Source organism: Rhodobacteraceae bacterium M382 (genome assembly GCA_025141015.1).
In the GTDB taxonomy this organism is placed as follows: Bacteria; Pseudomonadota; Alphaproteobacteria; order Rhodobacterales; family Rhodobacteraceae; genus Aliisedimentitalea; species Aliisedimentitalea scapharcae.
Genome location: CP081098.1, coordinates 3,690,039 through 3,716,630 on the forward strand (window position 1 = coordinate 3,690,039; position 26,592 = coordinate 3,716,630).

18 protein-coding genes are annotated in these 26,592 nt (G+C 51.5%); 6 read left to right on the top strand and 12 right to left on the bottom strand.

Annotation, left to right across the window (positions count from 1 at the left end; all coding sequences use genetic code 11):
- The first annotated feature begins 28 nt into the window (after positions 1-28).
- Complete coding sequence (locus K3727_17190; GenBank protein UWQ90485.1) at positions 29-3,385, top strand: hypothetical protein; 3,357 nt, start codon at positions 29-31, stop codon at positions 3,383-3,385.
- 623 nt (positions 3,386-4,008) lie between these two features.
- A complete protein-coding gene (locus K3727_17195) occupies positions 4,009-5,601 on the top strand; it encodes a hypothetical protein (protein ID UWQ90486.1) in 1,593 nt (530 codons plus the stop codon).
- Positions 5,602-5,977: 376 nt separating this feature from the next.
- Here K3727_17195 and K3727_17200 read toward each other — a convergent pair whose 3' ends face one another.
- The 4 genes from K3727_17200 to K3727_17215 all read right to left on the bottom strand — a co-directional run bounded on the left by K3727_17200 (position 5,978) and on the right by K3727_17215 (position 12,489).
- Positions 5,978-7,156, bottom strand: a complete 1,179-nt coding sequence (locus K3727_17200; GenBank protein ID UWQ90487.1) for a tyrosine-type recombinase/integrase — start codon at positions 7,154-7,156, stop codon at positions 5,978-5,980.
- Positions 7,157-7,444: 288 nt separating this feature from the next.
- A complete protein-coding gene (locus tag K3727_17205) occupies positions 7,445-9,382 on the bottom strand; it encodes a hypothetical protein (GenBank protein ID UWQ90488.1) in 1,938 nt (645 codons plus the stop codon).
- Positions 9,383-9,426: 44 nt separating this feature from the next.
- Entirely contained in the window at positions 9,427-11,382 is a 1,956-nt protein-coding gene (locus K3727_17210; protein UWQ90489.1) for a hypothetical protein, read from the bottom strand.
- 849 nt (positions 11,383-12,231) lie between these two features.
- Entirely contained in the window at positions 12,232-12,489 is a 258-nt protein-coding gene (locus K3727_17215; protein ID UWQ90490.1) for a helix-turn-helix domain-containing protein, read from the bottom strand.
- A 327-nt stretch (positions 12,490-12,816) separates the two neighbouring features.
- Here K3727_17215 and K3727_17220 point away from each other — a divergent pair, with 327 nt between their 5' ends.
- Positions 12,817-14,322, top strand: coding sequence for a hypothetical protein (locus K3727_17220; protein UWQ90491.1), 1,506 nt, complete (start codon positions 12,817-12,819; stop codon positions 14,320-14,322).
- Between the two features lie 127 nt (positions 14,323-14,449).
- Here K3727_17220 and K3727_17225 read toward each other — a convergent pair whose 3' ends face one another.
- Positions 14,450-16,210, bottom strand: coding sequence for a reverse transcriptase family protein (locus K3727_17225; GenBank protein UWQ90492.1), 1,761 nt, complete (start codon positions 16,208-16,210; stop codon positions 14,450-14,452).
- 319 nt (positions 16,211-16,529) lie between these two features.
- Between K3727_17225 and K3727_17230 the strand changes: the two genes are divergently transcribed.
- Both K3727_17230 and K3727_17235 read left to right on the top strand, forming a co-directional pair.
- Positions 16,530-16,712: a hypothetical protein gene (locus K3727_17230; GenBank protein ID UWQ90493.1), complete on the top strand. Its 183-nt coding sequence runs from the start codon at positions 16,530-16,532 to the stop codon at positions 16,710-16,712.
- 137 nt (positions 16,713-16,849) lie between these two features.
- Positions 16,850-17,485 (top strand): recombinase family protein, encoded by a 636-nt coding sequence (locus tag K3727_17235; protein UWQ90494.1) that lies wholly within the window; start codon positions 16,850-16,852, stop codon positions 17,483-17,485.
- Here K3727_17235 and K3727_17240 read toward each other — a convergent pair.
- The 6 genes from K3727_17240 to K3727_17265 form a co-directional block, all read right to left on the bottom strand.
- Entirely contained in the window at positions 17,482-18,117 is a 636-nt protein-coding gene (locus K3727_17240; protein ID UWQ90495.1) for a hypothetical protein, read from the bottom strand. The two genes, K3727_17235 and K3727_17240, sit on opposite strands and share 4 nt — an antisense overlap.
- Entirely contained in the window at positions 18,092-19,474 is a 1,383-nt protein-coding gene (locus tag K3727_17245) for an AAA family ATPase (GenBank protein ID UWQ90496.1), read from the bottom strand. Before K3727_17245 ends, K3727_17240 begins: the two co-directional genes overlap by 26 nt.
- Positions 19,475-19,721: 247 nt before the next feature.
- Positions 19,722-20,345 (bottom strand): hypothetical protein, encoded by a 624-nt coding sequence (locus tag K3727_17250; protein UWQ90497.1) that lies wholly within the window; start codon positions 20,343-20,345, stop codon positions 19,722-19,724.
- Positions 20,346-20,378: 33 nt separating this feature from the next.
- Positions 20,379-23,132 carry a hypothetical protein gene (locus K3727_17255; protein ID UWQ90498.1) on the bottom strand — a complete coding sequence of 918 codons (2,754 nt, stop codon included), beginning with the start codon at positions 23,130-23,132 and terminating at the stop codon, positions 20,379-20,381.
- A 948-nt stretch (positions 23,133-24,080) separates the two neighbouring features.
- Positions 24,081-24,476, bottom strand: coding sequence for a hypothetical protein (locus K3727_17260; protein UWQ90499.1), 396 nt, complete (start codon positions 24,474-24,476; stop codon positions 24,081-24,083).
- A 114-nt stretch (positions 24,477-24,590) separates the two neighbouring features.
- On the bottom strand, positions 24,591-24,956 hold the full coding sequence (locus tag K3727_17265; protein UWQ90500.1) for a hypothetical protein: 366 nt from the start codon (positions 24,954-24,956) through the stop codon (positions 24,591-24,593).
- A gap of 224 nt (positions 24,957-25,180) precedes the next feature.
- Between K3727_17265 and K3727_17270 the strand changes: the two genes are divergently transcribed.
- Positions 25,181-25,363 carry a KTSC domain-containing protein gene (locus K3727_17270; protein UWQ90501.1) on the top strand — a complete coding sequence of 61 codons (183 nt, stop codon included), beginning with the start codon at positions 25,181-25,183 and terminating at the stop codon, positions 25,361-25,363.
- Between the two features lie 60 nt (positions 25,364-25,423).
- Here the strand turns inward: K3727_17270 and K3727_17275 are convergent, their stop codons facing one another.
- Complete coding sequence (locus K3727_17275; protein UWQ93438.1) at positions 25,424-26,440, bottom strand: site-specific integrase; 1,017 nt, start codon at positions 26,438-26,440, stop codon at positions 25,424-25,426.
- Between the last annotated feature and the right edge of the window lie 152 nt (positions 26,441-26,592).

The following is a 26,592-nucleotide window of genomic DNA, read 5'->3' on the forward strand; positions in this document are numbered from 1 at the left end:
ATGAAAAACTAGAAACGACGGGCATCAGATGACACTCCAATCCCCCGCCTTTGCTCCTTTGTCCGAACGGAGCACCGCTAGTACTGACACAGAATACGACAAAGATCAGACTTCGGTTGCGGCATTGGCGGACGGTGGGTTCGTCATTGTATGGGTAAGCGACGGGCAGGACACGAGTGGCAAAGGAGTCTATGGCCAACGGTTCAGCGCCAATGGCGACCGGGTTGGCGAAGAGTTCCGGATCAACACCTACACAAACAACGACCAATGGCAGCCCGCTGTTTCCGGATTTGAAACCGGCGGGTTTGTGGTCACCTGGACGTCCGAAGGTCAGGACGGCAGTGAAGGCGGCGTTTACGCGCAACGGTTCGATGTAGATGGAGAAAAGTTAGGCGTAGAAACGAGGGTGAGCAGCCCGGCAGTTCTGGATCAGAGTGCGCCCGATGTCGTTACCCTGCCAGATGGATCCTACATGATCGCCTGGCAGGCTGAAGATGGTGATGGCGATCGGGTGATCTATGCCCAAGCCTTTGACCCGGAGGGAGCTAAAATTGGTCTGCGGCGTATTGTCAGCGCCAACGATATGGACGGAAACCCCGACGACACGGCCCAGAAGGTCGTTCTGGAGGCGCTGGAAAGCGGCGAGATTGTCGCGGGTTGGGTATCCGAAAATGTTCCCGCCTTCCGCGTCTTCGAAGATCTGTCCGGCGAAATGGGTAATGTCTTTTACGGAGAGCGAGAAAGGAGTGGCAGTTCCGGCTATGGTACGACTGAGGCCGTTGCCATTGTGCCCGTGACGGATCAAACTTTCGTTTCCTATTGGGAACAGTACTACTACGTTTACAGCAGCCCTGCCTCGGGGTCGTCAGCTCCCGGCGGGTCCATTCTGAGCGCAGTTTTTGACTTGGATGGTAGTATTGTTGGCGATACGGACAGTCGTGGCTACAGGGCTTTGCTACCTGACTTCGTGTATGATCCGCAATACGACCAAATTGCTCGCTTTGGCTCAACTTACACTCAGGTCGCTTATGAGGCTTGGGATGTTAGTGTTCGAGGAGAAATCGTTGGCGAGTCTGGAACCATAGGAATTAGTCTGGATGATGCCTTCGATCCTTCGGTTTCTCTGACAACGGCCAATTCCGTTCTGGTTGGCTGGCACAGTCGGACAGAGCCAACTATTGAGTTCCAACTTTTTGCTACCAATGGTGCCACAACGGGCTCGGTTCGTATTGAAGGCGAAATCCGAATTGGGGCCACTCTAACGGCGATTGTAGAAGATCTGTCAGATCCGGATGGTGTCGCCTCCCAATCCTACCAATGGACAAGAGAAGGCGAGGACATAGCTGGTGAAACCGGAACCTCATTTACCCTCACGGAACGAGACATTGATGCTTCTGTTGGTGTTCGCCTGACTGTTATTGATGGGAAGGGAGTGCAGGCGCTTGGTTCGGCCTATGCGCCCGTCATTTTGGGTGACCACTTTTTCGGAACAGAACTCGACGACACCCTTTCAGGTACACGTGGTGGCGATCTGATTGAGGGTCTTGCTGGCAATGACACGATTGATTCTGGGGTCGGTGGACCAGATACGATCCTCGGAGGTGCCGGAAATGACTCGATTTTCGGTGAGGGTTTCAACCATGTGATCGCCGGAGACGGAGATGACACGATCAGCGGCCCTGGCGACTATGCAACGGTATTGGGCGGCAATGGCAATGACCACATTACCCTTTACGCCAACCGAGGTGTGATCTCAGGAGGCCCCGGACAGGACACGCTTCGCGGTGGTTGGGATGCATCGCTTTCCGGCGGCGAAGGCGATGATTTGATCTATGGTGGTGTAAATTCCACCGTGACCGGCGGATTAGGGCGCGATGAGATCATCCTTCAAGGTGGGAGTAACCTGGTCAACCCCGGCGAAGGGGAGGACACGATTTACCTGTCTGACGCCGAGGCACCGGGCGATGTGGTCATGGGTTCGAGCGTTGATCTTGACGGCGATGTCCTGACAGGGTTTGCCGCGCAGGACGCTGTTGTTATTGAAAACGAAGTTCTGCTTGGCGCGGCTGTTGTCGAGCTTGTCGACGGCAACACGCGCTTTGGGATCAGTCTGCAGTCTGAACCGACCGGCGAACTGTCGTTGTTATTCGAAGGAGACGTACGCGAAAACGGTATCGAGGTCTTTCAGAAAGGCGACGATATCGGCATCGGTGTGCGTAGCATTCCGGATGCTCCCCGAGGGACCGTCAGAGGCAATGTTTTTGCAAACACTATCGTCGAAACGACGGCTAACCAGGTTTTTGGCGGTGCCGGTGATGATTTGATCACGACATCTGATTTTGGCAGTTCGCAGCTGTTTGGCGAGGATGGCAATGACACCGTGATTTCCGGCCCTGCCACGGAACTGCTTGAAGGTGGAGCAGGCAATGACAGCCTTGTCGGCAATGATGGCGATGACACACTGCAAGGAAATGATGGCAATGACACGTCCAACGGTGGATACGGGAATGATCTGATCGCTGGCGGGACCGGTGATGACCTGTCCTTTGGCGGACACGGCGTAGATCGGCTCTTTGGTGGTGAAGGAAACGACACGCTGTTTGGCGAGCCAGACAATGACAGCCTGACAGGAGGCGCGGGCAACGACAGCTTGATCGGCGGCGGGCATAGCGACGAACTGTTCGGCGAAGACGGCGAAGATACCTTGGATGGCGGTTCCGGCAATGACCGTTTGCTGGGCGACGCGGGTGACGACAGTTTGGACGGTGGTTCGGGGTCTGATACGCTCAACGGTGGTGCGGGCGACGACACCATTCTGGGCGGACCCCATGACGACGATCTGCGTGATGTAATCTATGCCGGGGAAGGCAACGACTCTGTAGATGCGGGGGCTGGCAACGACCTGGTGTTTGGCCAGGACGGCAACGATACCATCGCGGGCGGCGCTGGGGTTGATGAGCTCCAAGGCCAGGACGGCGACGATGTGATTACCGGTTCGGCCTTCAGTGATCTAGTGTTCGGTGGCGCGGGAAATGACTTTGTCAACGGAGGCTTTGGCCACGACCGGATCAACGGAGGGTCCGGGGCGGATAAGTTCTTCCATGTTGGTGTGGAGGGGCACGGGTCCGACTGGGTTCAGGACTATGCGTCAGCCGAGAGCGATGTTCTGCTTTGGGGCGGTAGTGCTGCATCGGCCAGCGACTTCCAGGTGAACCTAGCGCATACCGAGAACGACGCTGGCGAACGCTCAGGCGACGATGCTGTGCAGGAAGGGTTCGTTATCTACAAACCTACAGGCCAGATCATCTGGGCATTGGTCGATGGTCAGGGACAGGATCAGATCAATTTGCAGATTGGGAGCGCGGTCTATGATCTGCTCGCCTAGAGCGCGGGTGATCAAATAACGCCAGTTTCGGGAAACAAGAGTGAGCCCAGGCTAATTGGTCTGGGTTTTCTTTTGAGTAAATGCTGGGTTGCGTGAAAGCTTGAGCCCGCTGAACCTATCATCCAAGACCCAACAATTCTTGACGTTTCAAGACCAACCCATTGTCGGTTTGAACTTGGATTGAGGCCCACCATTGAAGTTACCCGATGTCGTTTCAGGCTCTCGTCCTGTCCGGGTGATCTTCCGGGAAGTTATAGGCGAGCCCGCTTCGACCTCCTCCCCCATCTCATAAAAACACAGTTAAGGAAAAGCCTATGGCTCTAGCATCTGCTCAGACCATTGGGGCAGCTTGCTCTTTGCAGCATGGGTCTGCCTCGGTGGTACAATTATCATTAAGACCCTTCTATAGAGATTGTACCAGCTACGGTTCCAGCGATTTGCTCGAAGCTGTGACGTCTAGCCTGTTTGCCGAATTGGATCGGCGTGGACAGGGTCAGCCGCCACAGGACGCAAAGATAGCGTTCAGCCAACTTGTAGCTGCTATGGTCGCTATGGCTGAAGGGGTAGCGCCCCCCGTTTTCTCCCTCTCCAGCCTTGATCCCGGGGTTGGGAAGACCACAACGTTGATCCACTTCGTCCAGCATCTCCTGAGGTCTGAACGTCATGACAGCGTGGCGGTCCTGCTTTGCGTCTCCCGGCTGGAGGAGATTGAACGTCTGGTCGAGGAGATGAACCTCAATAGGGCTGACTTCGCGGTCCTGACTTCTGACGAAGAGGTCAACCTTCTGAGTTCTGTACCGCCAAGCGAGGCCCGTGTTCTGTTCACCACCCACGCCATGGTCATGAGCCGTTGCCGCAGTAGCTTCAGGGATGCTGTTATCTTCCAGTATCAGGGCCAGGTCCGCGCTGTCCGGGTATGGGATGAGGCGATGCTTCGCAACGAGGTGGTCTCCCTCAACACGGATCAGCTTGCGTCCTTGCGTGACCCGCTGAGGTTCTTACATCCGGCGCTGGTTGAGCTGATCGAGAGGCTTGAGGGTGAACTTGAAACATCAGGTGGTCAAGGGATCTGCACTTGGCCTGACGTCGAAGAAACCACAGGGGTCAGCTTGTTGTCTGCCCGTCGGGGCCTGGAGCAACGACATGCCTCCTATCTCGACGCCCTCTACACTCTTTCAGGGCGATGCGTTCTCCTACGAAAGCCCAACAACGCTTCCACGGTCATCACTGCGCTCGACAGCCGAGACGCGATACCAGACGATCTGGCCCCTATGGTGATCCTCGACGCCTCTGGGCGTGTTCGTGCGACCTATGAGCTTTGGGAGGAGCATCTGGGGAACCTCGTGCGACTGCCCTCAGCAGCCAAGAGCTACGGGAACCTCACTGTCCACGTCATGGACAAGGGATCTGGGAAGAACGCTTGGTTGAAGAACGGTGAAGCTCTGGCTAGGGAGGTTGCCCAACTGATCGACAGCAAGCCCGAGGAGCAGTGGTTGGTTGTGTATCATAAGGGGGTCAAGAATGGGGCCATTCCAGATCAGATCAGGGGACTGCTCAGTTCAAACCCCGACCGTGCTAGATTCCTCAACTGGGGCAAGCATCAGGGAACGAACGAGTATCGCCATATCCAGAACGTCATATTGGCAGGTATGAACAACCACCCGGAGACAGACTATGAGGTGAAAGCGCGATACTATTGCGGCATCGCGAATGATAGCGAGTTCTCCAAGACCCTCGTGGAAGAGATGGCCGCAGGAGAACACATGCACCACATCTTGCAGGCTTTGTGTCGATCCGCAGTCAGGCTGGGCAGCGGCTCCGAGTGTGGTCCCTGCAACGCCTACATCATCGCCCCGAAGCGGTCAGGAATTCGTAAACTACTACCCAAGGTCTTCCCCGGCTGCGAGATCAGGGCATGGAAGCCCAGCAAGAGCAAACCCAAAGGCAAGGTTCAAGAGGCGTTGACCTACATCGAGAGGTTCTTCGATGGTTATCCTGAAGGGACGTTGCCGTTCACCAAACTGCGGTCCACTCTTGGCTATGACGCTTCCAACTTTCGACGCCGCATCCGCAACCACGAAACCTTCAAGGCCGGGTTGGCAGACATGGGGGTTGCGGAAGTCACCACAGGTAAAACTGAATGTCGCAACGCTTTCACAATGACTTGGGGTGGTATCGGCTTTGTGGACGACTCCTGCTTCATCGCGGATGTTTGAGCCAGAAAAATGTGAGCGCCTCAACATATATCGGGGCGTTCGCACTTCCCCCCATGGCTTCAATGCCACCCAGCACTCCAGCAAACAACTATAAGCGCCGCTCCAGCATACGCAATGTGAGTACGCCCCCGGGAATCGCACTGAGCCAAGCCAGCAATGGGGTCTTCGCGCCGCCGTAGTACAAACCGTAGTACACAACGCGCCTGTTGACCTTGGCTTGGCTGTCGCGATACCCCTTGTTTTGCTGACGGGAGGCCTGAAGAAGGTGCCTGTAACGGGAATAGAACACCGCCCCCGGGCACCATTTCCAACAGGTAAGCTACTGTTTCCCTTCAGCTTTAACTGGAGCTGATCAAGGGCGTAGTACATGCTGGAGCTATGCCGTTGCTTCCAGCCATTTGCTCAGCACTTCAAGCGGATAGCCCTTGCCATATCCATGCCCTACGCCTTCGGTTTGCCAGCCACCTATCTGGTCGACGATGTCGGACGGACACTCGACAGCGCGAAGCCTGTCACGCATCGAATGACGAAAGCTGTGCATGGTGCAACGGCTTGGTACATATGGCTTCATCCATTTGTTCAGCGCGGCACTGGCAGAATTAGCGTTCGTGGTTTTCGATTTGTTGTACCGGGGAAAAGCGAACTGGCTGTCAGTGTTCTTAGAGAGCAAGCGCTTGGCGGCCCATAGTGACGCCCCGACCAGAGGCACCTTTCGGTTGCTGCCTGATGTCTTCAGCCGACGCCAAGGATGCTCTTGGACAACTACGTGAGGCAATGGGTCATTCAGCTCGAAATCCTCTTTGAGCAAACCCGCAGCTTCTGCAAGCCGCATCCCTGTGTCCGAGACCAAAGCAACCAGCCATCGCAAGTCGTCATCAAGGGACCGGCATTTGGATTGCAGAGAGCGGATCGCTTCGATTGGCATAGGTTCACGATCTTCGACACCGGCACTTCTGTCGTAGTACACACCAGCGAATGGGTTGGTCAGTGTGATACCGGCTTCAGAAGCAGCGAAGTTGATGACTGATCTGACGGTCCCAAAGATGCGGGTGATACTGCTACCCGCTAATTCTCGCTCCACCAGCTCGTCGCGAAACGCATTGGCATCCGCCTTGGTATAGCTTCTGATGTCTTTGTCCCCGCAGACATCCAAGACATAGCCACACGACCGCTCAGCAGCCCTGTGGAAGGTGATTGGACGTCCTTGCCCCTTCAGCTGCAGATAGACTGACACAGCTTCTGAGAGCTTTACGGCGTCAACGCTGGCTTGATCGGTGCATGACATCGAAGACCCAAACTCGGCGGCAGCTCCCATCCTCAGAAGATGCTTGCCCGGTAGGTCTACGTCTTGGATGCGTAGATGGTACCAGTGTTCATCCAGTTGCTGAGCAGCTCTTTGCGCTCGGGACTTTGCAACCACTGCTGATCTTGTCCGCAGCGAGAACGATATTTTTCCGGTGGTATAGTGGTGATCGAGGTCCTTCGGGACCCGTCGTGTGAAGTAGAAGACCCCTGCTTTTACAAATGAGAAGGGAACGGTTTTGTTCTCCAGCATGTACTACGCCCTTGATCAGCTCCAGTTAAAGCTGAAGGGAAACAGTAGCTTACCTGTTGGAAATGGTGCCCGGGGGCGGAATCGAACCACCGACACGAGGATTTTCAATCACATTACCAATAATGAAAACAAGTGGTTATTAGTGAGTGTCGAATTTTTTGTATAACTTTCGCTGGTCACCCAAAAATAAACATTCAAGCAATTGAAATAACTCGGATTTTCAAGTCAGGACCTCTTTCCACGGAACGTAATTTGGAAAAATTGTACTTCAGTAGCAGGCTAACAACCTCAGTGACTTGGTGTGCCCAGCTTTGGTCGCTTCGATAGTTCCGAGGGAGTAACTCGATTTCCCTGCAGCTTAAACAACGTAACTGTGTAACTGGTTTCACCACCAACTGGCCTCCATCTCGAAATTTGAATACAGTCACGCAAATCACTCACTTCGCCCTGCACATCACCCAAGCTCAAAACGCCTAGAAAACAGAAATTTGTTTGAGCTGCTTGGTAGGTCGTTGCTTGAGGTGCAAACTTACTTGCCGTTTCAGCAGACGTGTTTGCTTGTTTGGTCCTCTTAAGCTCCAGCACGGTTTGAATATTCTCGGAGTTCACGACGATATCGGCCCTTCCACCACCAAGCATTCGGGGCTCGTATGACAAGTTGACGCCGTTTCGACCTAGCAAATAGCTATGGAGGTCTTCCTGAAAGTGCTCCTCTTTAGCATTTTCAACCTCTTCCTTCATTAGGTAAGCGAGATCACTAAGCGTTCTTCTTGGAGAGTTTAGTCTCTCAGAGATGAATCCTATTAGAACGTCGAGCAAGTAGAAAAATGTTGACGTCGCGTGTGGGAATTTGACTATGTCATCTTTCTCGTCACATGTTCTGAGATAACCTGCCACATGCTCCAAGATCGCCACGCGAGCCGGGGTGGGTACTTTAGCTCTAAAGTGGTCACCAGCCAGCACCATTGCCTCTTGAATGGATTCCTCAGTCCAACTACTCCCTGCGCCAAATATGAGGCCTACGGTATCAGTTTTTAGCGCCTGCTCTGATACCTGCATGGGGTTTCTGAGCACCCCGTTCTTAAGTCGAGAGCTAATATCAGAGTAGATAGCTTGCCAGTTATCGTCCCCTTCCTTTTCCCCCGCAGACTTCAGCCATCGAGCGGTGGCCGCTAACTGATAGTTTGAACGTTGGATACGCCCCACAATTGGCGGTGAAACAATGTCTTCAATGCTACCAGAACTGTCACGCCCAAAAATCGTTGAAGAAGCTGAAAGAAGAAAAAACAACTCTTCCTCAATCACACGGGCAGCTTCCAACCAGATTTCGTCTTCCAGAGACCGAGATAGATCGCAGAGCTTGGATGCAAATGTTATCCATTGGGTTGCGGCCAATTTTTCCGAACCAACAAACTTGTTATGGGAATTACTCTGATCGTGATAGGCAAAAAACTGGAATGATAACCTCCTCAAGCTCTCCAAGTCGCCAGCACTCGGAAAAGACTTTTCTCTATGACATTGAAGAAGAAAACTCAGGCACAGGGAAAAAAGCTCAGCCTCGGTTCGTCCAGATTCCACTGAATCGTCAGACAAAAAAAGAGACCTAGCAGCTTCAAAATTATCAACGGCATCGCTAGCACTAGAGGAATCCAAACCTTCTCGAAGTTTGATTAGGCCAAGCTGGAAACGCGCTTCTGCAGCTGCTTCACGCCACTCAAGAAACCTCTCCAAATGTGCTTCTGCCTCACTCAAGTCAGCATGATGCGACAAAGCACCTACTATAGCGGACACATATTTGATGAAGCGTTCGTCCTCGTCGTCAGCAATCGAAAAAAAGGTTGAACGCAAGCGACGAAAGTGAGCCGGGCTATGCAATGCAAGAATGGCAACAGCTTGCAAGGCTTGGCCCCGCAAAGCCGCAAAAAGGCTCCGGTCACTGAAAATCTCCATCAGCTTGTCAACTGCCTCAGGAAAGTTTGAGAGGAACGCAAGACGAAAACTTGGCGAGACTATGAATGCATTTGAAAGAGACGCAAAACCTCCAGGGTCTGTTGCATCTCCTAATAACTCACATAACAATGAGCTCTGACCTTCGAACACTGGTGCTTCAGATAGCCAGTGTAGAAAAGCTCCAGACAACGGGGGGCGGCGGAACCTTGAAGACCATAGCTCCCGAATAGTCGTGATGTCGACTTCGGCAGCCGTGAGCGCGCTATCGTTAAGCAAAGCGTCTATTATTAGCGGCTCCCAAGTTTCACTCGCAGAACCTCTCAAAACAAGTACTCATCACCTTTGGCCAGCTTATAGTCAGCAAATCTCTTAGATTCAAAACTGTCTTTCCGCGTCACAGAAGAAATGAAGATTTGAAGATCATCATCTTCGTCCGCCAACTCGGATATTGACCGCATTATCTCATCGAAATCGTTGTCCGAAATTTCTTCGGACTTAGCCGAGTCAAAGAACAATATTCCAGGATGTCGACCTCGGCCTGTTTGCGCTGAAATCTTCGCAATCGTGATTGACGCCGCTATACGGAACCTTAGCTTTTCACCGGGACTGAGTTTTGTGTATGTAGTGTCGGTATCAGCAATGTGGATTGCTGTTTTACTTGATGTCCACTCCACCTGCTTCAGGTGCTTTACTCCCAGCTTAGTAGCTACGCCCCTAATAACTTCAGATGCGTCCTTGAAGAGCTGCTCTTCTTGCTCCGAAAACATTTGTTTCGTTGCTTTCTGAGTTTCATCCAAGATTTTCACCGACAGAAGGTCTGAGTCTTGAACTACTTTCGGAACGCTTGAAATGGCAGCACCAAGCTCCTTGATTGCCAGTTCAAGTGCGGATCGCTTCGCGACTTGAACAGAAAGATGATCAGAGTCTGAAAGTTTCTTCTCCAACTCACCTTGGTCTTTAACTGTTTTCGACAGTCGACTTTCAAGCCGTTCACGATCCTTTCTTAGATATACTATTTCCTCTTTAATTACGTTTATTTGACCCTCTGCTTCGTCAATTTCTGTAGACAGTTGCACAAAATCGGAGTCTTCTAAATCGGCTTTGTTGGGGCTGCTATCTTTGCAGAGAGGGCAGCTATCTCCAGGCTGCGCCATCTCGGCGACTTCGCGAAAACTCGTTGATTCGCACGACGGGCAGCATACCGGCTCAAGTTTTCGAAAAATCAGACCCGCATTTTGCTCTTCTATCTTCGCCTGAAGCAACCTTTTCAGCTTCACCCATTCTGAACGCAACATCTCCAGCTCAGCTTTTTTTCGACTGATGGATAGGCCCGTAGAATTAAGATCGCTTTGAAGGTGTACGGCGTCTTTAGTGAGGTTTTTCATTTCATCTTCATCTAGGCGTGCCTGACGCTCCAATTCCGTTCTCTCAGGCAGCTCACCCAACTGGCGATTAAGTTCTTCCAAAGCTTTGGAAGAACTGTTTTCCGAACTATTGGCTTTTTTATCGCTGGACTTCTTAAGCAAAATTTTGTGCATCGCAGATGCTCGGCTTTGGGTGGAAACCCAAGGCAAACCGATGAATGTTTGCAATAGTCTCTGAGAGTATCCGGCAATGTGGTCACCTACGATTGCTCCTTCGCTACTGGAAACAAAGAGAGCCGAAGCCATGGCAGGCCAACCGTGAGGAACTAGTTTCTCCTTCTTCAGCGTCGTGTACATCTTGTCAAAGCTAAGTTCCCTCATGAACAACTGGTCCATAAATTCACTAAGGTCAGATAAGGGACCTTGAAAAACAACATTGGTATTGTCGCCGCCATCACGAGATAGAATAGCTTGGCCAGACACAGGGTCGCTAAGAGACTCCACGTGGAGTTTATAATCTGATGCACCTATCGAGAATGCAGCCTCAACCTGATCGATCCAGTGCATCGTGACTGGAGAAACCTTCTCAAAATTCCCTCTTAGAACGCTGTAAAGGAGATTGAGTATTGTGGACTTTCCGACCAAGTTGACCTCTTCGGAAAAAACCCCAAAAAGTCCAGCCCGAAGCCCCTCCCATTCAAAGGCGAACGGTCCATCATCCTCAGTTCCTGTTTTGGTGCCAGAGAATTTGATTCTATGAAACCGAATTGCTTTCCTTTCTGGGATCGCAGATTGAGGCTCAACACCGTATTCAGAATGAACCTGCTTCACAACATTAACCGCTACGCCCGACTTGCGAGCAATTTCCGCATACCACTCTTCCAATGAAAGAGCATTCTTCGCTTCAAGCATCTAGCTGCTCCAATAGATTAATGACCTTATTCCGAATACTCGGTATCGGCTTTCCAATAGCCGCATTCTCATACTCAGGAACGGAATATTGGGCATCCTTCAACGCGCTCCCAGTTGTCTTGGGAAGACACTTGATGGCGTCGATCTGGCGCATGTACCACGCCAAACTGGGTTGTTGATTTATTGCGCCTGCTACGACGCTAAAAGCGCTCGGAAAAATCAGGTATGTCCAAGGTTTCCCGGGAGCCTGAGTGTCCCGAACCGCCCTAATGAGACCTGGTGCCTCCAGAATAGATAGAGCAGTTTCAATTCTTTCATATGCGCCATACCTCCAACGAACCATCAGAATGGTGCGAATGTCAGGCTCTTCTCCCACCATTATTTCTCGAGCAAGATGCAGGAACTTGACGCCTCCGCTCGCTCGGTATTGCTCTAGGAGCTGGTTGGCCAGATAGTCCGGGTACCGAACATAGAAGTCTAGCTTCATGAGTTTTAGCTCACCACTGAACTTGTGGGACGGGTGGCCATCCGATACCTCACCCTCCAGGGCGTCCGACATACTGGTCAGTATGAAAAGTAGCCGCATCGCATCACGGTAGTGAAAATTTGTCTCTGAAGTATTCAATGCTATTCAGTCCAAAGGCACACATTTTGTTATTCCCGATCACACTAGCAAACCACACGCCAAACGATAGTGATAATTGGCCTTGTGCGGTGAGCAATCTCGAATGAGGTTCAACCCTACAGGAGCCAAGCGCCTTACACTTGTCTTTACCGTCACAAAGCGAATGCCCGAATGCCGGGTAAAACCAACCCGAAAATCAGTCTTCCTTAAATGAAATCAGCCATTTAAATCCGAGCGTCGAGGGGCGTACAATCGGCAACCTTCACCAGTACTTCTACTGGATCCGCGTTTAAAGCGCGGCATAGTATCACAAGTTCAGGAACGTCGATTCGTCGCTGACCACTCTCAATGCGTGCAACGAACGACTGATGGCAGCGCAGCCGTTCTGCAAGTGTCGCCTGTGAAAGCCCAGCATCTTTCCGAGCCTGAATAAGCGCTTCTACGAGAGCAACCTGCCCCTCTGAACGCAGTGTCTTTGTCATTTGGTCCCTCGCATCTAGCGAGGGTTCCAATAATCTTGAAATCAGATTATCTAAAAATCAGATAATTTCCGTCGGCCTCCCATTTGGTTGGCGGTATCAGGACATTGCGAGCAAGTCTCGCGCACGGACAACATCAAACACAGGCAAATGATAATGACAAAATCGACAGTCTCCAGTGACAGCAGCTAAGGCGTCTCAAGGGACGACGGGAGCACCTTTTCAGTAGGGAGCACCCCTAGGCCAAGCCTCACATCTCACCGCCCGAGATTTGAGGCTGGCAGACCGATACCAGCGATCAGACATCAATATACAGGTGCATAACAAACCATGAAAAAACTGACAATTTCTACACTCCTTGCCCTTTCCACTCTTGCGTTCACAGCGGCAGCGCCGAGCTTTGCCCAAACCACCGGACAGGCGCAAATCTCCGAACAAACGACGCAGATGTTGGAAGGAGCGTTCAAAGGTCTCAGCGAACGCGACCGCATTCAAGTTCAATCGCAACTGTCTGAGTACGGCCTGTATGCCAGCACGCTGGATGGATTGTGGGGACGAAACACAGCAAACGCCCTTCACCAAGCCGCGACCATGATGGAACAGAACATGGGCGGTGAATTGAACTTGGCATCAGCGGGACGTGCCAAGGCATTCCTAAATCAATTCATCGACGGATCAGCAAGCGCCTTCATGTGGGGCGAAGGTGGCGAATGCGACGGGTGCGGTGAAGAAGGCCAACAGGAACCTCAACCGATCTTGGCGTCGGCTTCAGGCACAGACAACGTCCAGCGTTTAGAGCAGGCTATTTTCAACTCCTGCCTAAAGAACGCCCGCCTCACGAATGAGTACATGACCAGCGAGACAATAGGAATCAACACTCAGTTGGGCACGTCTCAAAGATGGGCAAAAATCGGTCTGTCCGTGGAAAGGCTAGGAGTACGACATGTCAGCAATCGTTGGCAGGCCGTTGATGACGCAACCTTAGTAGAGGCATGCAAAGAGCAATCGGGCTGGGCGGATGTGTTCGGTTCGGAAATCCAGTATCTGGGAAAGCGCATCAACATGCGTGACCTTGCATACCGCGACAGGGCAACAAACCAATTGTCCAACGATCTGGCCTTGCTCAAAAAACACTCGGTTGCCGTGTACCCCCTGACACCGAAAGAAGACGAACGGCTAAACAGCAATCCCAACGACTACGAAATCTTGGGGGCCTCCTTTCATCTCATTGAGCGGACCGCCTGCCGAGGAAGTCAAAGCGCGTCGCGGGTCAGCGAAAGATCTAGCGCCACCGGACGGACCGAGCGCGTTGTCGGTGCCAACAAATCGACAACACCGATCAGCTCCTGCGAAGAAGTCAAGAACGTGTTTCTGGGCGGGCAGCCTTACGACTTGTCCGACCAAAGCCGGTGTTTCGTGAATTTCCACCTCGCACCGAATACCCGAAACGTATCAGAAGCGGCGATAGACAACTCTTCCACAAGGACGTTCAACAACATGGGCGGCTATGCGGTTTACACACGCCCGTTCGGCCTGAACTTTCTGTACCTGCTATCACACAGGAATTACCAAGACTGGCAGGATCGGGGCGCATGGTTCCTTGCTGGCGATAGAGCGGTCGACGGTGCTTCCAAAACTCTTGGATCAGCGACAGACGCCTTCGAGGGCAAGATCGACTGGGGCAAAGTGCAGGAGCAAATGAACGTGACTGCCTATCAATATATCTCCCAACCTGCAGTGGGACGGACAGCAAGCCAAATTGCCCAACACCCGAGCTGCCAGGCTGCACTCACAGAAAGGCGGGACTCGGCTGCCAGCCACCGCGCAAGACAATAGGTCAAGAGGCACGACACGGCACCGAAACGAATAAGGGCTGCAATTGGTAGCCCTTATTTTCAAGACACCAAACAATCAAAACACAGCCTCAAGAAACAAACTTAATAAATCCTTGGCACGTCTGCCGCTAACTTCGAGGCATGGAAGAATTTTCGAACGGGTGCCGTCGTGTGAATTCTTCGCCAGTATCGGCATTGACGATTACGCGGATTTTGTCACGTAACCCTTCAAACATGTTTTGTTGACGTAGCGGTGGCGTTACAGTGGGGTCGCTTAAAATATACCTGCGAAATACCCCTAAAAGGAAATCGGGAACGCCCACGCCAAACCAGTTCTTGTCTACCACATTGACACTCACATACTTAGGACGGCGGTTGTTCGTTTGCCGAAGTTCCCCCCAGGCATCTCGTACTACGGCTTCTATTGCGTTCTTTGAAACCTTACTCGATTGCTCGAAACACAGCTCCGCTCCCTTACTTTCCGCAGCCATCAGTCGACGCTTGATTATGTGGTCAAGCAGCCTTGTGTAGTCAGCCTCGAAATCACCGTGTTGCTCCCCAAAAACGATGTAACCTTGGAAAGGGAGTGTCTTGAGAGCTTGGACATACAGGGATCTTAAATCTTCCGTCGCATGGGAAAAGTGCATTCCGTTCTGTTGAATCGCCTCTAGATCCCCGTCAGAAAACGGATCGGCAAGATAGTTTTTCAAGATGCGCTCAGTCGTAGCGTTAATAACATCCTGCTGTTGAGACGCACTCAAACCTAATGCCAGATATTTCTTTCCCTTCCATTCGAACTCAGTCTCATCGACAAAGAAATAAAACATCGAAGTATGTTGGTTTTTAGGCTCAAAGCTAACTTCATCACCCTCTTCATTGAGGATTTCCTGCCACAAAGAAACAAGTTCCGACGCCTTGCGTGGCTCATGGAAGGCTACATATCTTACACGTCCATCGAGATGATTGATGTAACGCTGCACCTCATCGCCCTCAGAGATTCCCAAACTCCCGATGTGATCTCTCAGACCAAATTTGTGGGCATAGAATAGTTCTTGGCGCAACCCACGCTTCATGGACCGCGGTGCATGTGGTGACAGCGGATCAGACACGCTTAAACCGGTGACATAGTGGTTTTGTCCGCGCTTGGTGGATCGCGTTTTGTCTACTGCCAATGCAAACCCATGCCTTTCGACAATCTCCGAAACACCCGAGACTTCCGGCAAGGTGCCGTCAGAGGAAAACGAAAGGTCGTCGGCATAGCGGCTGTAGGTTGAGCCTGTACTCGCAGCCAGTTCATGCAACTCGAAATCCAGTTCGTGGCAGATCGCATTCGCAATGATTGGGCTTGTAGGAAGCCCCAGAGCCAACCGATCATCGATTGTCAAAAAGCGTGCCATTAGTTCGGATATGTCGGCCTCCACGCCTGAACCCATAAAGAGTTGTTCGACACGCTGTCGAGTGATCGTAGGAAAAAAGTCCTGAATATCCGCTTTCAGGAGCAACGCTGCCCCCGAATGAAGCTGAGCGTTATTCCGGATGTTCCGACCCCGAACATACCCAAAGCACTGAGAATGTGGGAAACCACTTATGGCGATCTCGAGAAACCGTGTAAGGCGTCGAGCAAGACCTTTGTAAATGTTACCAAGCGGGGCGTTCGCTTCCCAAACAACGCGCCGCCCCCTCGATGGGTTTCGCTTGGGAATCTCATGGCGTTCGAAACTATGGCGAATGAAGGTACCAACTTCTCCAAGGTCACTTTGGCGAAGAGACCGGTCGTACTCATCAACATCGAAGCTGCAGGCTTGGTCAAACCAGACCTCTTCGATACCAATGTACGTCAAAAGCTGTGACTTAGTGGAAACTCGTCTAAGATCGTAGTTGTACGCCATATCTCTCGCTCAAGGTGGAGCAGCCAAACACACGAAGCAAGTGGTCACCTAATAGGCAGATGCGACTCGCACCTTTAACCTTGTTGTCAAGCTGCTCCGCTCACAATCTAATTGCTTGAATGGGCAATTAAAAGGTCTTGTCGGGAGAATGCCGATTGCATCCGAGCAGCCTACAGTATCTTCGGGCAAGGCGTCTGCGAACTTTAGATGGCATTCGGAAGCAACGCTGTAATTCGCGGGCACTCAACAAATTGCAGATCTGAGGCTGGAATTTCTTGTGAATCAGTGCATTGTTTCACGAGCAAAGGAGGGTGGTCTGATGTCAAAACGTGACCTCGCCGAGAAACTAGAAAAAATCATAAAAGACATTGGGGACGATGTTTTAAACGATCAAAGAGTTGCTACAGAGATCGCCTTGGTCAGAAAGACTTACGATGCCCTGAACGCACTGGTTGAGCTGCACAACGATCTCGATCCAGTTGAAAAGCTGACCTTGGAATGATCACCCGCCACAGCAAAAAAAATGCAGGGAAAAAACTCGTCACAACCAACGCCACCTTCTAAACCGTTGCCTCCCTGATTGGATATTCGGACGCCTTCTACGACAAACCAAGGTTTGCTTTGTACGGAGGGTCCGAATTGACAGAATACGTTGCCTATTATCGGGTTTCGACGGAACGGCAGGGGCGGTCTGGCCTTGGGCTGGAAGCACAACGCGCGATGGTCGAGCAGTTCCTTCAGCCTCATGATAAGGTGGTTGCCGAGTTCACCGAAATCCAATCCGGCAAACGCGATGACCGTGTTGAGTTGTGGAACGCGATCAACCTCGTCAAGAAGACCCGGTCGAAACTGCTAATCCCCAAACTTGACCGCTTTTCTCGGAAGGTGTCGTTCATCTCCGGGATCATCGACCAGGGTATTGAGTTGGTCGTCTGCGAACATCCCAACGTCTCGACATTCTTCCTGCACCTGCTGGCCTGCTTTGCCGAAGAAGAACGCCGACAGATCTCAGAACGCACTAAAGCGGCGCTCAGAGCGGCCAAGAACCGAGGAACCGTGCTTGGACGGAATGCACATGCCTTGGCCGCACAACGGCGGCTGGAGAAGGAGGAATTCTTCGAAACGATACAGGTCGATTTTGAACAGGCGATTGCGGAGGCTGGAACGTTTTCAGGAGCAGCACGGCTGCTGAACGAGCGAGGCGTCAGAACTGCCAAGGGTGGAAAGTGGTACCCGCAGACTGTCAGGAACTATTTGGTGTCAATCAATGATTAGGGCTCCAGCCATGCACTCAGAACACTTGCCAGAGCTGGTGAGAACGGGCGCAACTTTCCGTTTTCAACAGTTGCAATACTGTCCAAAACCAGCTTGATCAGATCATCATCATCTAGACCCTCGGAGGGGTCGACACCGTTTTCCCACAACAAAGCTTCAACGAGATTTTTTCGTTTTTCCACCAGAGCCCTATTGTTCTTCTCATGGTCCCCTAGATTCAGGACCCTTATTGCCTCTTGGGCCCGTTCTGTTTTCCCTTCAACTCTGCCGCTTAGCTTAAATTGCAATTCCTCTACACATTCAGGCATCAGAGGGGTAAGCGGAAGGGGCTGCGATTTGTGTGCGTCATCACACTGCTTAGGAGTTTTACAGCTAGCAACAATGTTGCCAAAATCGAGCGTGCGGTTGGGAGCGAGGTGCTGAGCTTCTACATGCTCATTCATTGTATCGCGGTTTTCACCCGAAATCTCACAACAACAATAGGCGCAAAGATAGTATTGCGCCTTCGTGTTCGCGAGCCTTATCGCAGGCCGGACACTAGGGTCATCAATGTCCCCGTATTTCTTTCCCGGATTTCTCTTCTTCCAATCAGCGAATTCGCTGGGTTCAGGGGACGTTTCGATTTGCCGCAAATTTTAACTCACGCTTCTTCAATAGTAATTTTGCCTTAGCAAGCTCCATAGAAGATGAATCGTTAGGTAAGTGGCTCTCTAACTCCTTTATGAGAGCACTCGCCGTAGAGAACTCATTTTCTTGAACCGCATCCAGAATGTCTTTGATTTTGCCATCGACATACTCGTTTCGTATTGGCGTCTCCATCACCTCAAGCAAGACACTGTTCACATCTTGGCCGTATTGCGAACTCAAGGTTTCAAGCTCCCCGTTTTCAAGCGCATAGACCAATATATCCGTGCTATCACTGATCACCAACGGGGAATGAGAGGTCAAAACAAATTGACAATTTGGAAAAGTTTTCGTTAGGCGACGAACAATGCTTCGCTGCCATGTCGGGTGCAGATGCAAATCGACTTCGTCAATGAGAATTATCCCATCGCCATTCAGTGGATTGTCCATTCCAGGATTCATCATTGCTAGGCGTCGAGCAATATCACCAACCAACGCCATCAACGACTTCTCGCCCTGCGAAAGTTGCAACACGTTGAAAGTTTCACCATCTTTATCGATAGACATGTGAAGTCTGGGCTTACGGCGAACCTTCAAGTTCTCGAAGCCCGGCATGAACTCCGAAACAGCCTGCCTAACAGCAGACAGTTGGCGGTCTCGAGAAGATGCGTTCAACTCCCTGAGCTTTGCCCAAAGCTCAGCATTGTCGCCGAGTACGTTCCTTAGGGCCTCCAAGGCATCTGCCGAAAGGGAGGTCTCATTCTCCGTATCTTCACGGTTGCGAAACCACTCAAAAAACCTGCGAAAATCTACGCCTTGACTAAGTGAGTTGTCATATCCGTCGAGTTGGTCAAAGGAGTGTTTATTTCGGATTTTGAGGGGAACATCCAATACTACCCGTTCGACAGGATAGAAAGCTACCAGCGGCAAACTTGCTTTTTCATCGCCTGAAAGCGCCGAGCGGAAGTGGTTCGCTAGTGCTGAAGCCCCAGACAAGTGACTTCGTTCTTCGGCGTTGCGTCCCTTACGCGTGTTCGTGATCGTCCACGAGAATCCAGCCTTGGCGTTTTCACTCTCACCGCCAAAGTTGGGCTCCCCCGGGATGGTGATCTCAATCGCACCAGTTGCCTTCCCATTGGAAATGACCAACTCAGGCAGTGGAGTACCTTTTCCCGTTTCGCTTCGAAGGCGGGATACAAACCAACTCAACCCCGTCGCAATTGCTTTCAAGATCGACGTTTTTCCTGACCCATTGTTGCCAACAAATACGGTTACATTTCCACTCAAATTCTCCGAAGGGGCCAACTGGATGCACTGACTTTCAAAGCAACCAATATTGCGGAGGCAAACTTCTTTTATGTCCATCTGTCCTCCTACCTCTCCACGCCAACTTCAGGGTGATTTCTGTCGCGTTATGTTTGTACGTCCTAAAGCGTCGACACCACTCAAAAATGAATGGCGTGAGCAAGAAAGTGACGACCTCCACTAACGCCATGATTTACCTTGCTTGTAAGCTCGTTCGTCACGCTGTTCAACGATAGCTTTCGTCAAGAAAGTCAAGCTGCATCGTCATCTGGATACTATGGAGGACACATAGTACAGCAAACTTGACCTAAAACGGAATGTCGGGGTGTCCATCCTCTTCATGACGCATGTCAGCCGCACGTTTTGTCCAAAATCCTTTGCGCAGCTCTGAAAGCTCCGGCAGCTCTACCTCGTCGATCACGCCGGGACGGGCATCAACCATTTCCGCAGCATATTGCTTCTTGAGATACCGCCTGACAGTCATAGCAACATCGAGAACAAGCGCCCCATACTGATCAACGTACCGGCAAGACAAAGGAGCACCCCCAGCGACTTCAGCTTTCAGTTCAACTGTGGAAGGTGCGAGTGATGAAATTGCATCGGAGCAATCGCTCACAAGGGCAGTGATTTCTTGAAGCCAGCTTTCAATTTTCGGGTTGTCAATTTCCTCCAACTTGGCAGTCAAATACGGGTGATTGAACAGGAAAAGCCTTTCTTCGCCCCGTAGATGCGCAACGCCATGATCATCAGCGAGACTTCCCAGCTTTGCACCAAACGCTTCGCACAGGGGGCTCCAGAAAAACCCACCAATCCACTCGCCATGTGATGAACGCAAAGGATTTGTAGTAGGGCCATCTAAACCCCCAAACCGATTGTCCAGATTAGCCAAACACTGTCTGGTGTTTGTTTGCTTGTTGTGAAGTTCAGACAAGAGCCGGTCTCCTGTGTTTTTGCCTGGATCTAACTACGCTGAATCGATGGGATTTTCCAAGATTTCAGCCTTTTCAACATCAAGGTTGAAAGCAGCCTTTGGGGTCAGGAACTGATCAATGTCCAGCTTGGGAAACAGATACCTCTTCACCTTCCTGAGCAGGACTTCAGCCTGGAAGCAGTTTGGCACTTGGTGGGGAATGAAGGCGGTCTTTTTCCGAGCGTTGTATACGTCAAATTTTGAGCATGGAATGCCGAGTCCGTCGTTCAATATGTCAGCCAGTTCGTTTGATCTGATTTTGTATGTCGGGAAGATCTTTTTGTTTCCAAAGGCGTGAGGCTTGAGCTCGTGAGTACCAGCCTTTCGCAGTTTGTGTGCAATGACCAAGTCACGCCGCACCCGCTTCAGAATGCCGTCGTCCGTGGCCAGATACGCTCCCGCTTCACCTTGAGCAGCCAGCTTGCTTTCAAAGTACTCAGCCCATGCCTGATAGTCCGCCAGCGTCTTTAGACAATGGGGAGACTGCTTATTGTAGTCCGCCCAAATCGCACGAACGGTGTTGAACTGGTCGACGCTGTCCCATGGCTGAGTTGAGAACGCTAAGTGGTCATGGGTTTGCTTGCCTAGTGCAGGAACAGATACCTCTCCAGCCGTATGTGGTCGCCGCTTCCAGTCAAATTCCATCGACAGCCGTTTCGTCATCGTCTTGTCGACGAAGTCCATTCCCTGCTCGTACATCTCACGAATGCCAGCGCCGAGAGTGACATCCATTTTGTCGGTTGGCCTGCGTTCCAAAAACAATTGCAGGATTTTGTCGTTCTGTTCCTTCTTGGTCAGCGCAGCATCCAGTTTGATGCCTCCCTTGGCCAAAACAACCTTTTCGTCTTCCTTGGGGGTCATGCCTGTTCCCTCCCAATCCTTGGGAAGGGAAGGCTGCAACGTGGCTTGGCCACGGGTTCGCCATCCAACGGGCTGACGGATGATATGCTTGATCTCGTAGATGCCCCATTCACCTGCAAGCCTGCGCCGCGAGTCCAAGTATCTGCGCCCCAGAGGGCCAAAGGCGACCGCCTGCATCTGTTCGTCTGTTGCTGTCGTCAGAAAGCCGTCTGTCGTGACGCTGAAGATTTGAACGCTTTCAGGAAGCGCATTCATGATCTCCCCCAGCACCCCACGACAGAAGGCGGTGATGAAAGCAGCATAGACCGGGTTGGTGATCTTACTGGGTTCCAAAGGCTTTGTCTCTGCATCCCGCAGATCATAAATCCGACGCTCCCGCAGACCTTGGGCGGTCTTGCCATAAGTGGAATTCACCAGCTCTTTCCAGAACAGGTTATCCAGAGATTTCTTCTTGTGCTTGGACCGCTCGACAATGCAGTTGCGGGCAAAACCAGAGAACGGGCGTTTCGCCGGGGCATATTCCTCTGTTCTGCTGATGATCCTGTCAGAGTCGATCTGTCTGCCTTCAATCAAATTGATCTTGCAGCCAAGTTGCTTGGCGAGGAGGATTTCGCTGATGTGGGTCGTACTGTTGCCCTTGCGGGGGAACAGTAAGCCATTCTCTGTTCTCACAGGCAGAACGGGATACCGAACTTCATCCGGGAACTCAAAATCCACATTTGCATATGCCAGATCATCCGGGGCAAAGCGGGTGAGCAATTCGTCAGTGCTGCTAATCGCTCTAATCGTATCCCAATGGGGATTGCCGATGATCGCCATTCCAGATGGATACGCACTGGTCAGATCATAGTCGTACCAAACCCCTTCGGGAGCTGGTCCGAACCAAAACTGTTCGTTGCGGCCACCATGGTAGCACTCGGTGAAGAAATCCTCGTTCCAGTGCAGTTTTGGGATCGAAACAAGCTTCTTGCGCGACTGGAAACGTTCTTTCTTCTTGCTCCAGTATTTCTCTACCGCCTCCTCCTTGGCCACGATCTCCAGCGGATGAACGCCTTGGGACACCCAGAACTCTTGGATCAAATCGACGCCGATGGAAGTCAGCGTGACAGGCAGTTTGAACCTCCCAGTTTTCTCAAAATACATGCGGATGATTCTGGTGACGTACTGATCACAGATTTCTGCATCACGGATGGCATATTCACGAAACAGCCTCCAATCCGTTTCCATCAGTTCCGCCATGTTCTGTTTGAGGCGCAGCTCTTTATCAGGATCGTCGGACAGATCTATTTTCTTGAAGTTGAGAATATCACCCAATCGAGCAAGGCTCTTTGCCCCTGCTGGTGCCAGAGCAATCGTGTCTCTGATCTTCACCCCCAAGCGAATAGGCCTCAGCCCCTTGCCTCGGCTCAGCTTTACAGGAATGTCTTTTCTGACGTTCATGAAGAGGCCGCGAATGTTTTCGAGCTGCATCGCCTTTCGGGACGCTTCGTCTTTGAAGTCACTGAACCCCGGAACATCTGCACGAGTGAAATGGGCCACCAGATAGATATCGACAGGCATATTCAGATTGGGATTGGCCCGGAACCCGGCAGCAAGCGCATGTTCAACAAATTCGGTTAAGGTCAGGCGGTCGCTGTCCTGACGCCCCTTCGGCAGAACGATACCGGACCAATGCGGCTCGAACTCAGCGTTCTCCGGAGAGATGATGCGACAGCTATACTGATAAGAAAGAACTTGGTTCCTCAGCTCGACTTTGCCTTCAGCATTTGTGACTTTTTCCCTCTGATACTCGGTATCGAACCCGATGATCAGATATCGAGGGTACTTGGTTTTAGGACCATTTTTGCGACCGAACTGATCTGGACGATATTGAGGATTGAAGTTCATTTGGATTCCAGATCTTTTGAATGGGCTGATGGCTGGCAGGGTTCACCTAATCGGCCAAGCCTGTACCAGATCTCAAAAATAGTAAATGTCATTCGCTTACACCCATATGGCACTTTTACTATTTTTTGACTTCCTGCTCCTAGTCAGCCATCGGGGAACATTATGCCCGCAATCCACGGCTTCGGGGGCAAACTTACCTTTTTGCCTTTGACCTCCTGAAAAACCTCAAGAGGGAGGTCTGCGACCTATAAATACCCCCACACAACAACACACATCGACACACTTCGAAATCCACCGCCACACACAGCCATATTACACACAGCTCGAAGCTCTCTTCGTATCAGGAACGCGATACAGAAAACCACATAGACAGCCCGAAACGTCATGCAATCGGACCCAATAGGGTCACGGCAATCTCCGCCAGTGGTGCAGAACCGAATTAAGTAGGTCGGCAGACATGACGTCATCGAAAAAGTAGGGTTAGGAGACAGCGAAAGCCGGGGGAAGGATGAAAGCCCCCATGAGAGAGACAGAGCAAATTAATTGTCATCACGAGACGGGGTAGTGCCGTCGCCGAGCTAGCCAAATTGCCATCTACAGGGCGCTAGTACATCGGTCCGCTGTGTAAGCAGCACGTAGGCTGAGACAGGATAACCGCCAGCCGAGCTTTTGAAGCAATCGTGTGTAGATGGTTTGTCAGACCTCAGGGTCTCACATGCTCCTCCTCAGCGGATAGGAGAAGTATGTCCAAAATCCAAAAATACCAAACAGATACCAACGCAGTTCTTGATCATGAAATGATCAAGCAATGGGTCAAAGATTGGCATATGGCTTCACTTCGTGAAGTGCTTCGCAAATGCTCGATTAGATTATCTGGTTGGTTGGTCTGGGCGGGCTGAGTATTGAGTTCGGCCTGTGGCCAAACTGGTTCCCAGCCCATCGAGACCTTTACCCTCGGAGGCTAATTTCCGTGAAAACGCTTTCTCCAGCGCCACCTAGAACATCATCGAGCTCATTTGTGTTCAGGCCGTCGATCCCATCCACAATTTGACTGCTCAGCTTTTTGGGATCATCCGAAGCCAAGAAGGACCAGTAAAAGGCTGTTCCTTCGGAAAGCTCAGCCTTCTTTCTCTCATGCAAGTCCCGTACTTCTTGGCCTGTCAGGCCGATCAGGAGGGCAAAATGAACACTGCGGCCTTCCACCCGACCATCGCCCTCGAAAATCACTTTCTTGGTCGTTTGGGGACCACCATTTTCATCCAACCACCTACGGGCAAGACGGTTATCGGGAGACGAGCGTTTGACCGCCGACGGAGTAAACTTGATGATTTCAACATCAGCCATTGAGAATAATTCCTTGGGATAGGTGCTGCTCACGAAGCAGCTCTGGATTGCATGAACTCGTCACAAATACGGATTTCGTGTATCCGAAGAATTCACCTATCCCAATGAATAAGTTCATTTTCCAAAGCGGCTGCGGATCGTTGTGGCAGCTTCCATCAAGACATCGTCCAGCTTGCCCTCATCCGCCAGCGTCTTCAGCTTTTGGAGGTTCTTGGCGACGTCGGCGACATCGACACATTTGATCGCATTCAAGCCGGGGGCCAGCTCAAGCGGTGTCCGTCCATAACGCGGCGAGATGAACCACCCCCCCTCATCGGACTTCCAAGCCCATGTGCTTGTGATCGTGCTGGACCCATCATCGGGCACACCGGCCAACTGCTTATCGACGGCGGCAATAAACTTCTGACGACGTTGGGCGAATGGCTGGATCGCTTTCGGCTTCTCAGCCGCTTCAAGTTTGAACTGTTTCTCAAGTGCCATTGGCTTCTCCTTTGTTACGCCAATGGCGTCCTTTGGGTTGTGCGGGACGGACAACGCTGGACCCAGCAAACTGCAACAAAAAAGAAGAGCAAACAGAGATTGAATTAGAAGCCCCTGCGACAACCTCGCATACAAAAACCTCTATCTAGCTGTAAACTCCGACGGTAAGCTCAGAAAATACATACTACCCACTCAACGACACTTGTTTTCATATTGGAAAAATAATGCCTTACGTCAGCTCGTCAGCAATTTCTCGGATCGAATGGAGCAATGGAACCCTTTCAATCTGGTTTCGAACGAGCGGGAGGTACGATTACTACGGCGTTTCGGAAGAAGTTTATAACCGCTTTCTAAGCGCACCATCCAAAGGTGGGTTCTATAACGATTACATCAAAGACGTTTACTGAAGGTCGAGCAGGCACTGTGGCTGCCATACCGATTGCATATCGAAGTAATCGGACCGAATCCTAATCATCCCCATGGGTTTGAAGGTTCTCAATCAGTTCTTTCGTGGGGGCCATGTTCTTGAGATAGAAGCGCTCCAACTGATCCACGGACGTCCCAGCGTTCTTAGCCAGAGAATAGGGATTTACCTTCCCCTTGGAGCCTCTGAGCCGTGCTTGGATGGCATAGTGCCGGAGGGAATAGGGAGACAGCTTTCGATCCTCATCCACCAAATCAGCTTCTACCAAAATGTGATTGAACAAGCGCCGGGCGGTGTTGATGGCCGTCGTGCGATTTGGGTATTCCGGCATCCACACGAAATCATCCCGGTCTGGTTCCTTGGGTTCGAACGGATTCCGGTCGCCCTTATAGATCACCACAGCAAGCTTCATAGTGACACTGGTGCGCTTGCCAGTCTTGCCGCTGCGCATGTTGAGCTCCAAATGAACCGGATCGGTCATCACCTGAACATCCTTGTGCTTCAGACCAAATAGCTCGCCTTCGGTTGGGCGAAGAAAGCTATGAACGACAAAGCGGAACATCCTGACATGATGGCCCGTGATCTGAACGCCACGGACCTTGTCCCCTCGCTGGGCACATTCACCAGCGGCCTTCATAAACCGCTTGTACTCGCTGTCAGTGAAGGTGTGCCTCGGCGTATCCACGGTTTTGATCTTGGGCATGACTGGCAGGACGTTCAGCAGACCGTCCTCAACGGCAATAGTCAGGACTTTCCGAATGATGATGACGTGCTTGGATTTGGTCGAATGCGCCAGAGGCTTCTTACGATTCCCATCAAGGTGCGTCAGATAATCCCGAACCATACCCGTTGTGATCTTGGTGACATCATGCTTCCCGAAATAGCAGATCAAACCGTCTTTGGACCGATTCAGCAGCTTGTTGTCACCCTCAGACCATTTCGATTGGCCTTTCTGCATAGCCATCAGCTTCTTGGCATAATGTTCAAAGCTGGTTGCCTTTACCTTGGCGTGGTGGCTGTTGGCCTTGCTTCGGAAACTGTCGGCAAACTCGTAAGCCACTTCCATCGCTTCGAGTCGCGAAGTCTCCTTGGACGAGCGATGGACATATTTCCCGGCAATCGGATCACGGAGGCGGATAAGCCAGTATGGGCTACGGGCCGTCAGGATGATGGCCAGCCCCTTACGGAGTTGTTTTGATTTGAGTATTCGGT

Bases quoted from the DNA above. Each gene is read 5' to 3' on its own strand.
- K3727_17210 (UWQ90489.1), bottom strand. From the start codon at position 11,382: ATGCTTGAAGCGAAGAATGCTCTTTCATTGGAAGAGTGGTATGCGGAA.
- K3727_17265 (UWQ90500.1), bottom strand. From the start codon at position 24,956: ATGGCACTTGAGAAACAGTTCAAACTTGAAGCGGCTGAGAAGCCGAAA.
- K3727_17260 (UWQ90499.1), bottom strand. From the start codon at position 24,476: ATGGCTGATGTTGAAATCATCAAGTTTACTCCGTCGGCGGTCAAACGC.
- K3727_17270 (UWQ90501.1), top strand. From the start codon at position 25,181: ATGCCTTACGTCAGCTCGTCAGCAATTTCTCGGATCGAATGGAGCAAT.
- K3727_17245 (UWQ90496.1), bottom strand. From the start codon at position 19,474: ATGGACATAAAAGAAGTTTGCCTCCGCAATATTGGTTGCTTTGAAAGT.
- K3727_17255 (UWQ90498.1), bottom strand. From the start codon at position 23,132: ATGAACTTCAATCCTCAATATCGTCCAGATCAGTTCGGTCGCAAAAAT.
- K3727_17225 (UWQ90492.1), bottom strand. From the start codon at position 16,210: ATGGCGTACAACTACGATCTTAGACGAGTTTCCACTAAGTCACAGCTT.
- K3727_17190 (UWQ90485.1), top strand. From the start codon at position 29: ATGACACTCCAATCCCCCGCCTTTGCTCCTTTGTCCGAACGGAGCACC.
- K3727_17230 (UWQ90493.1), top strand. From the start codon at position 16,530: ATGTCAAAACGTGACCTCGCCGAGAAACTAGAAAAAATCATAAAAGAC.
- K3727_17220 (UWQ90491.1), top strand. From the start codon at position 12,817: ATGAAAAAACTGACAATTTCTACACTCCTTGCCCTTTCCACTCTTGCG.
- K3727_17215 (UWQ90490.1), bottom strand. From the start codon at position 12,489: ATGACAAAGACACTGCGTTCAGAGGGGCAGGTTGCTCTCGTAGAAGCG.
- K3727_17200 (UWQ90487.1), bottom strand. From the start codon at position 7,156: ATGCTGGAGAACAAAACCGTTCCCTTCTCATTTGTAAAAGCAGGGGTC.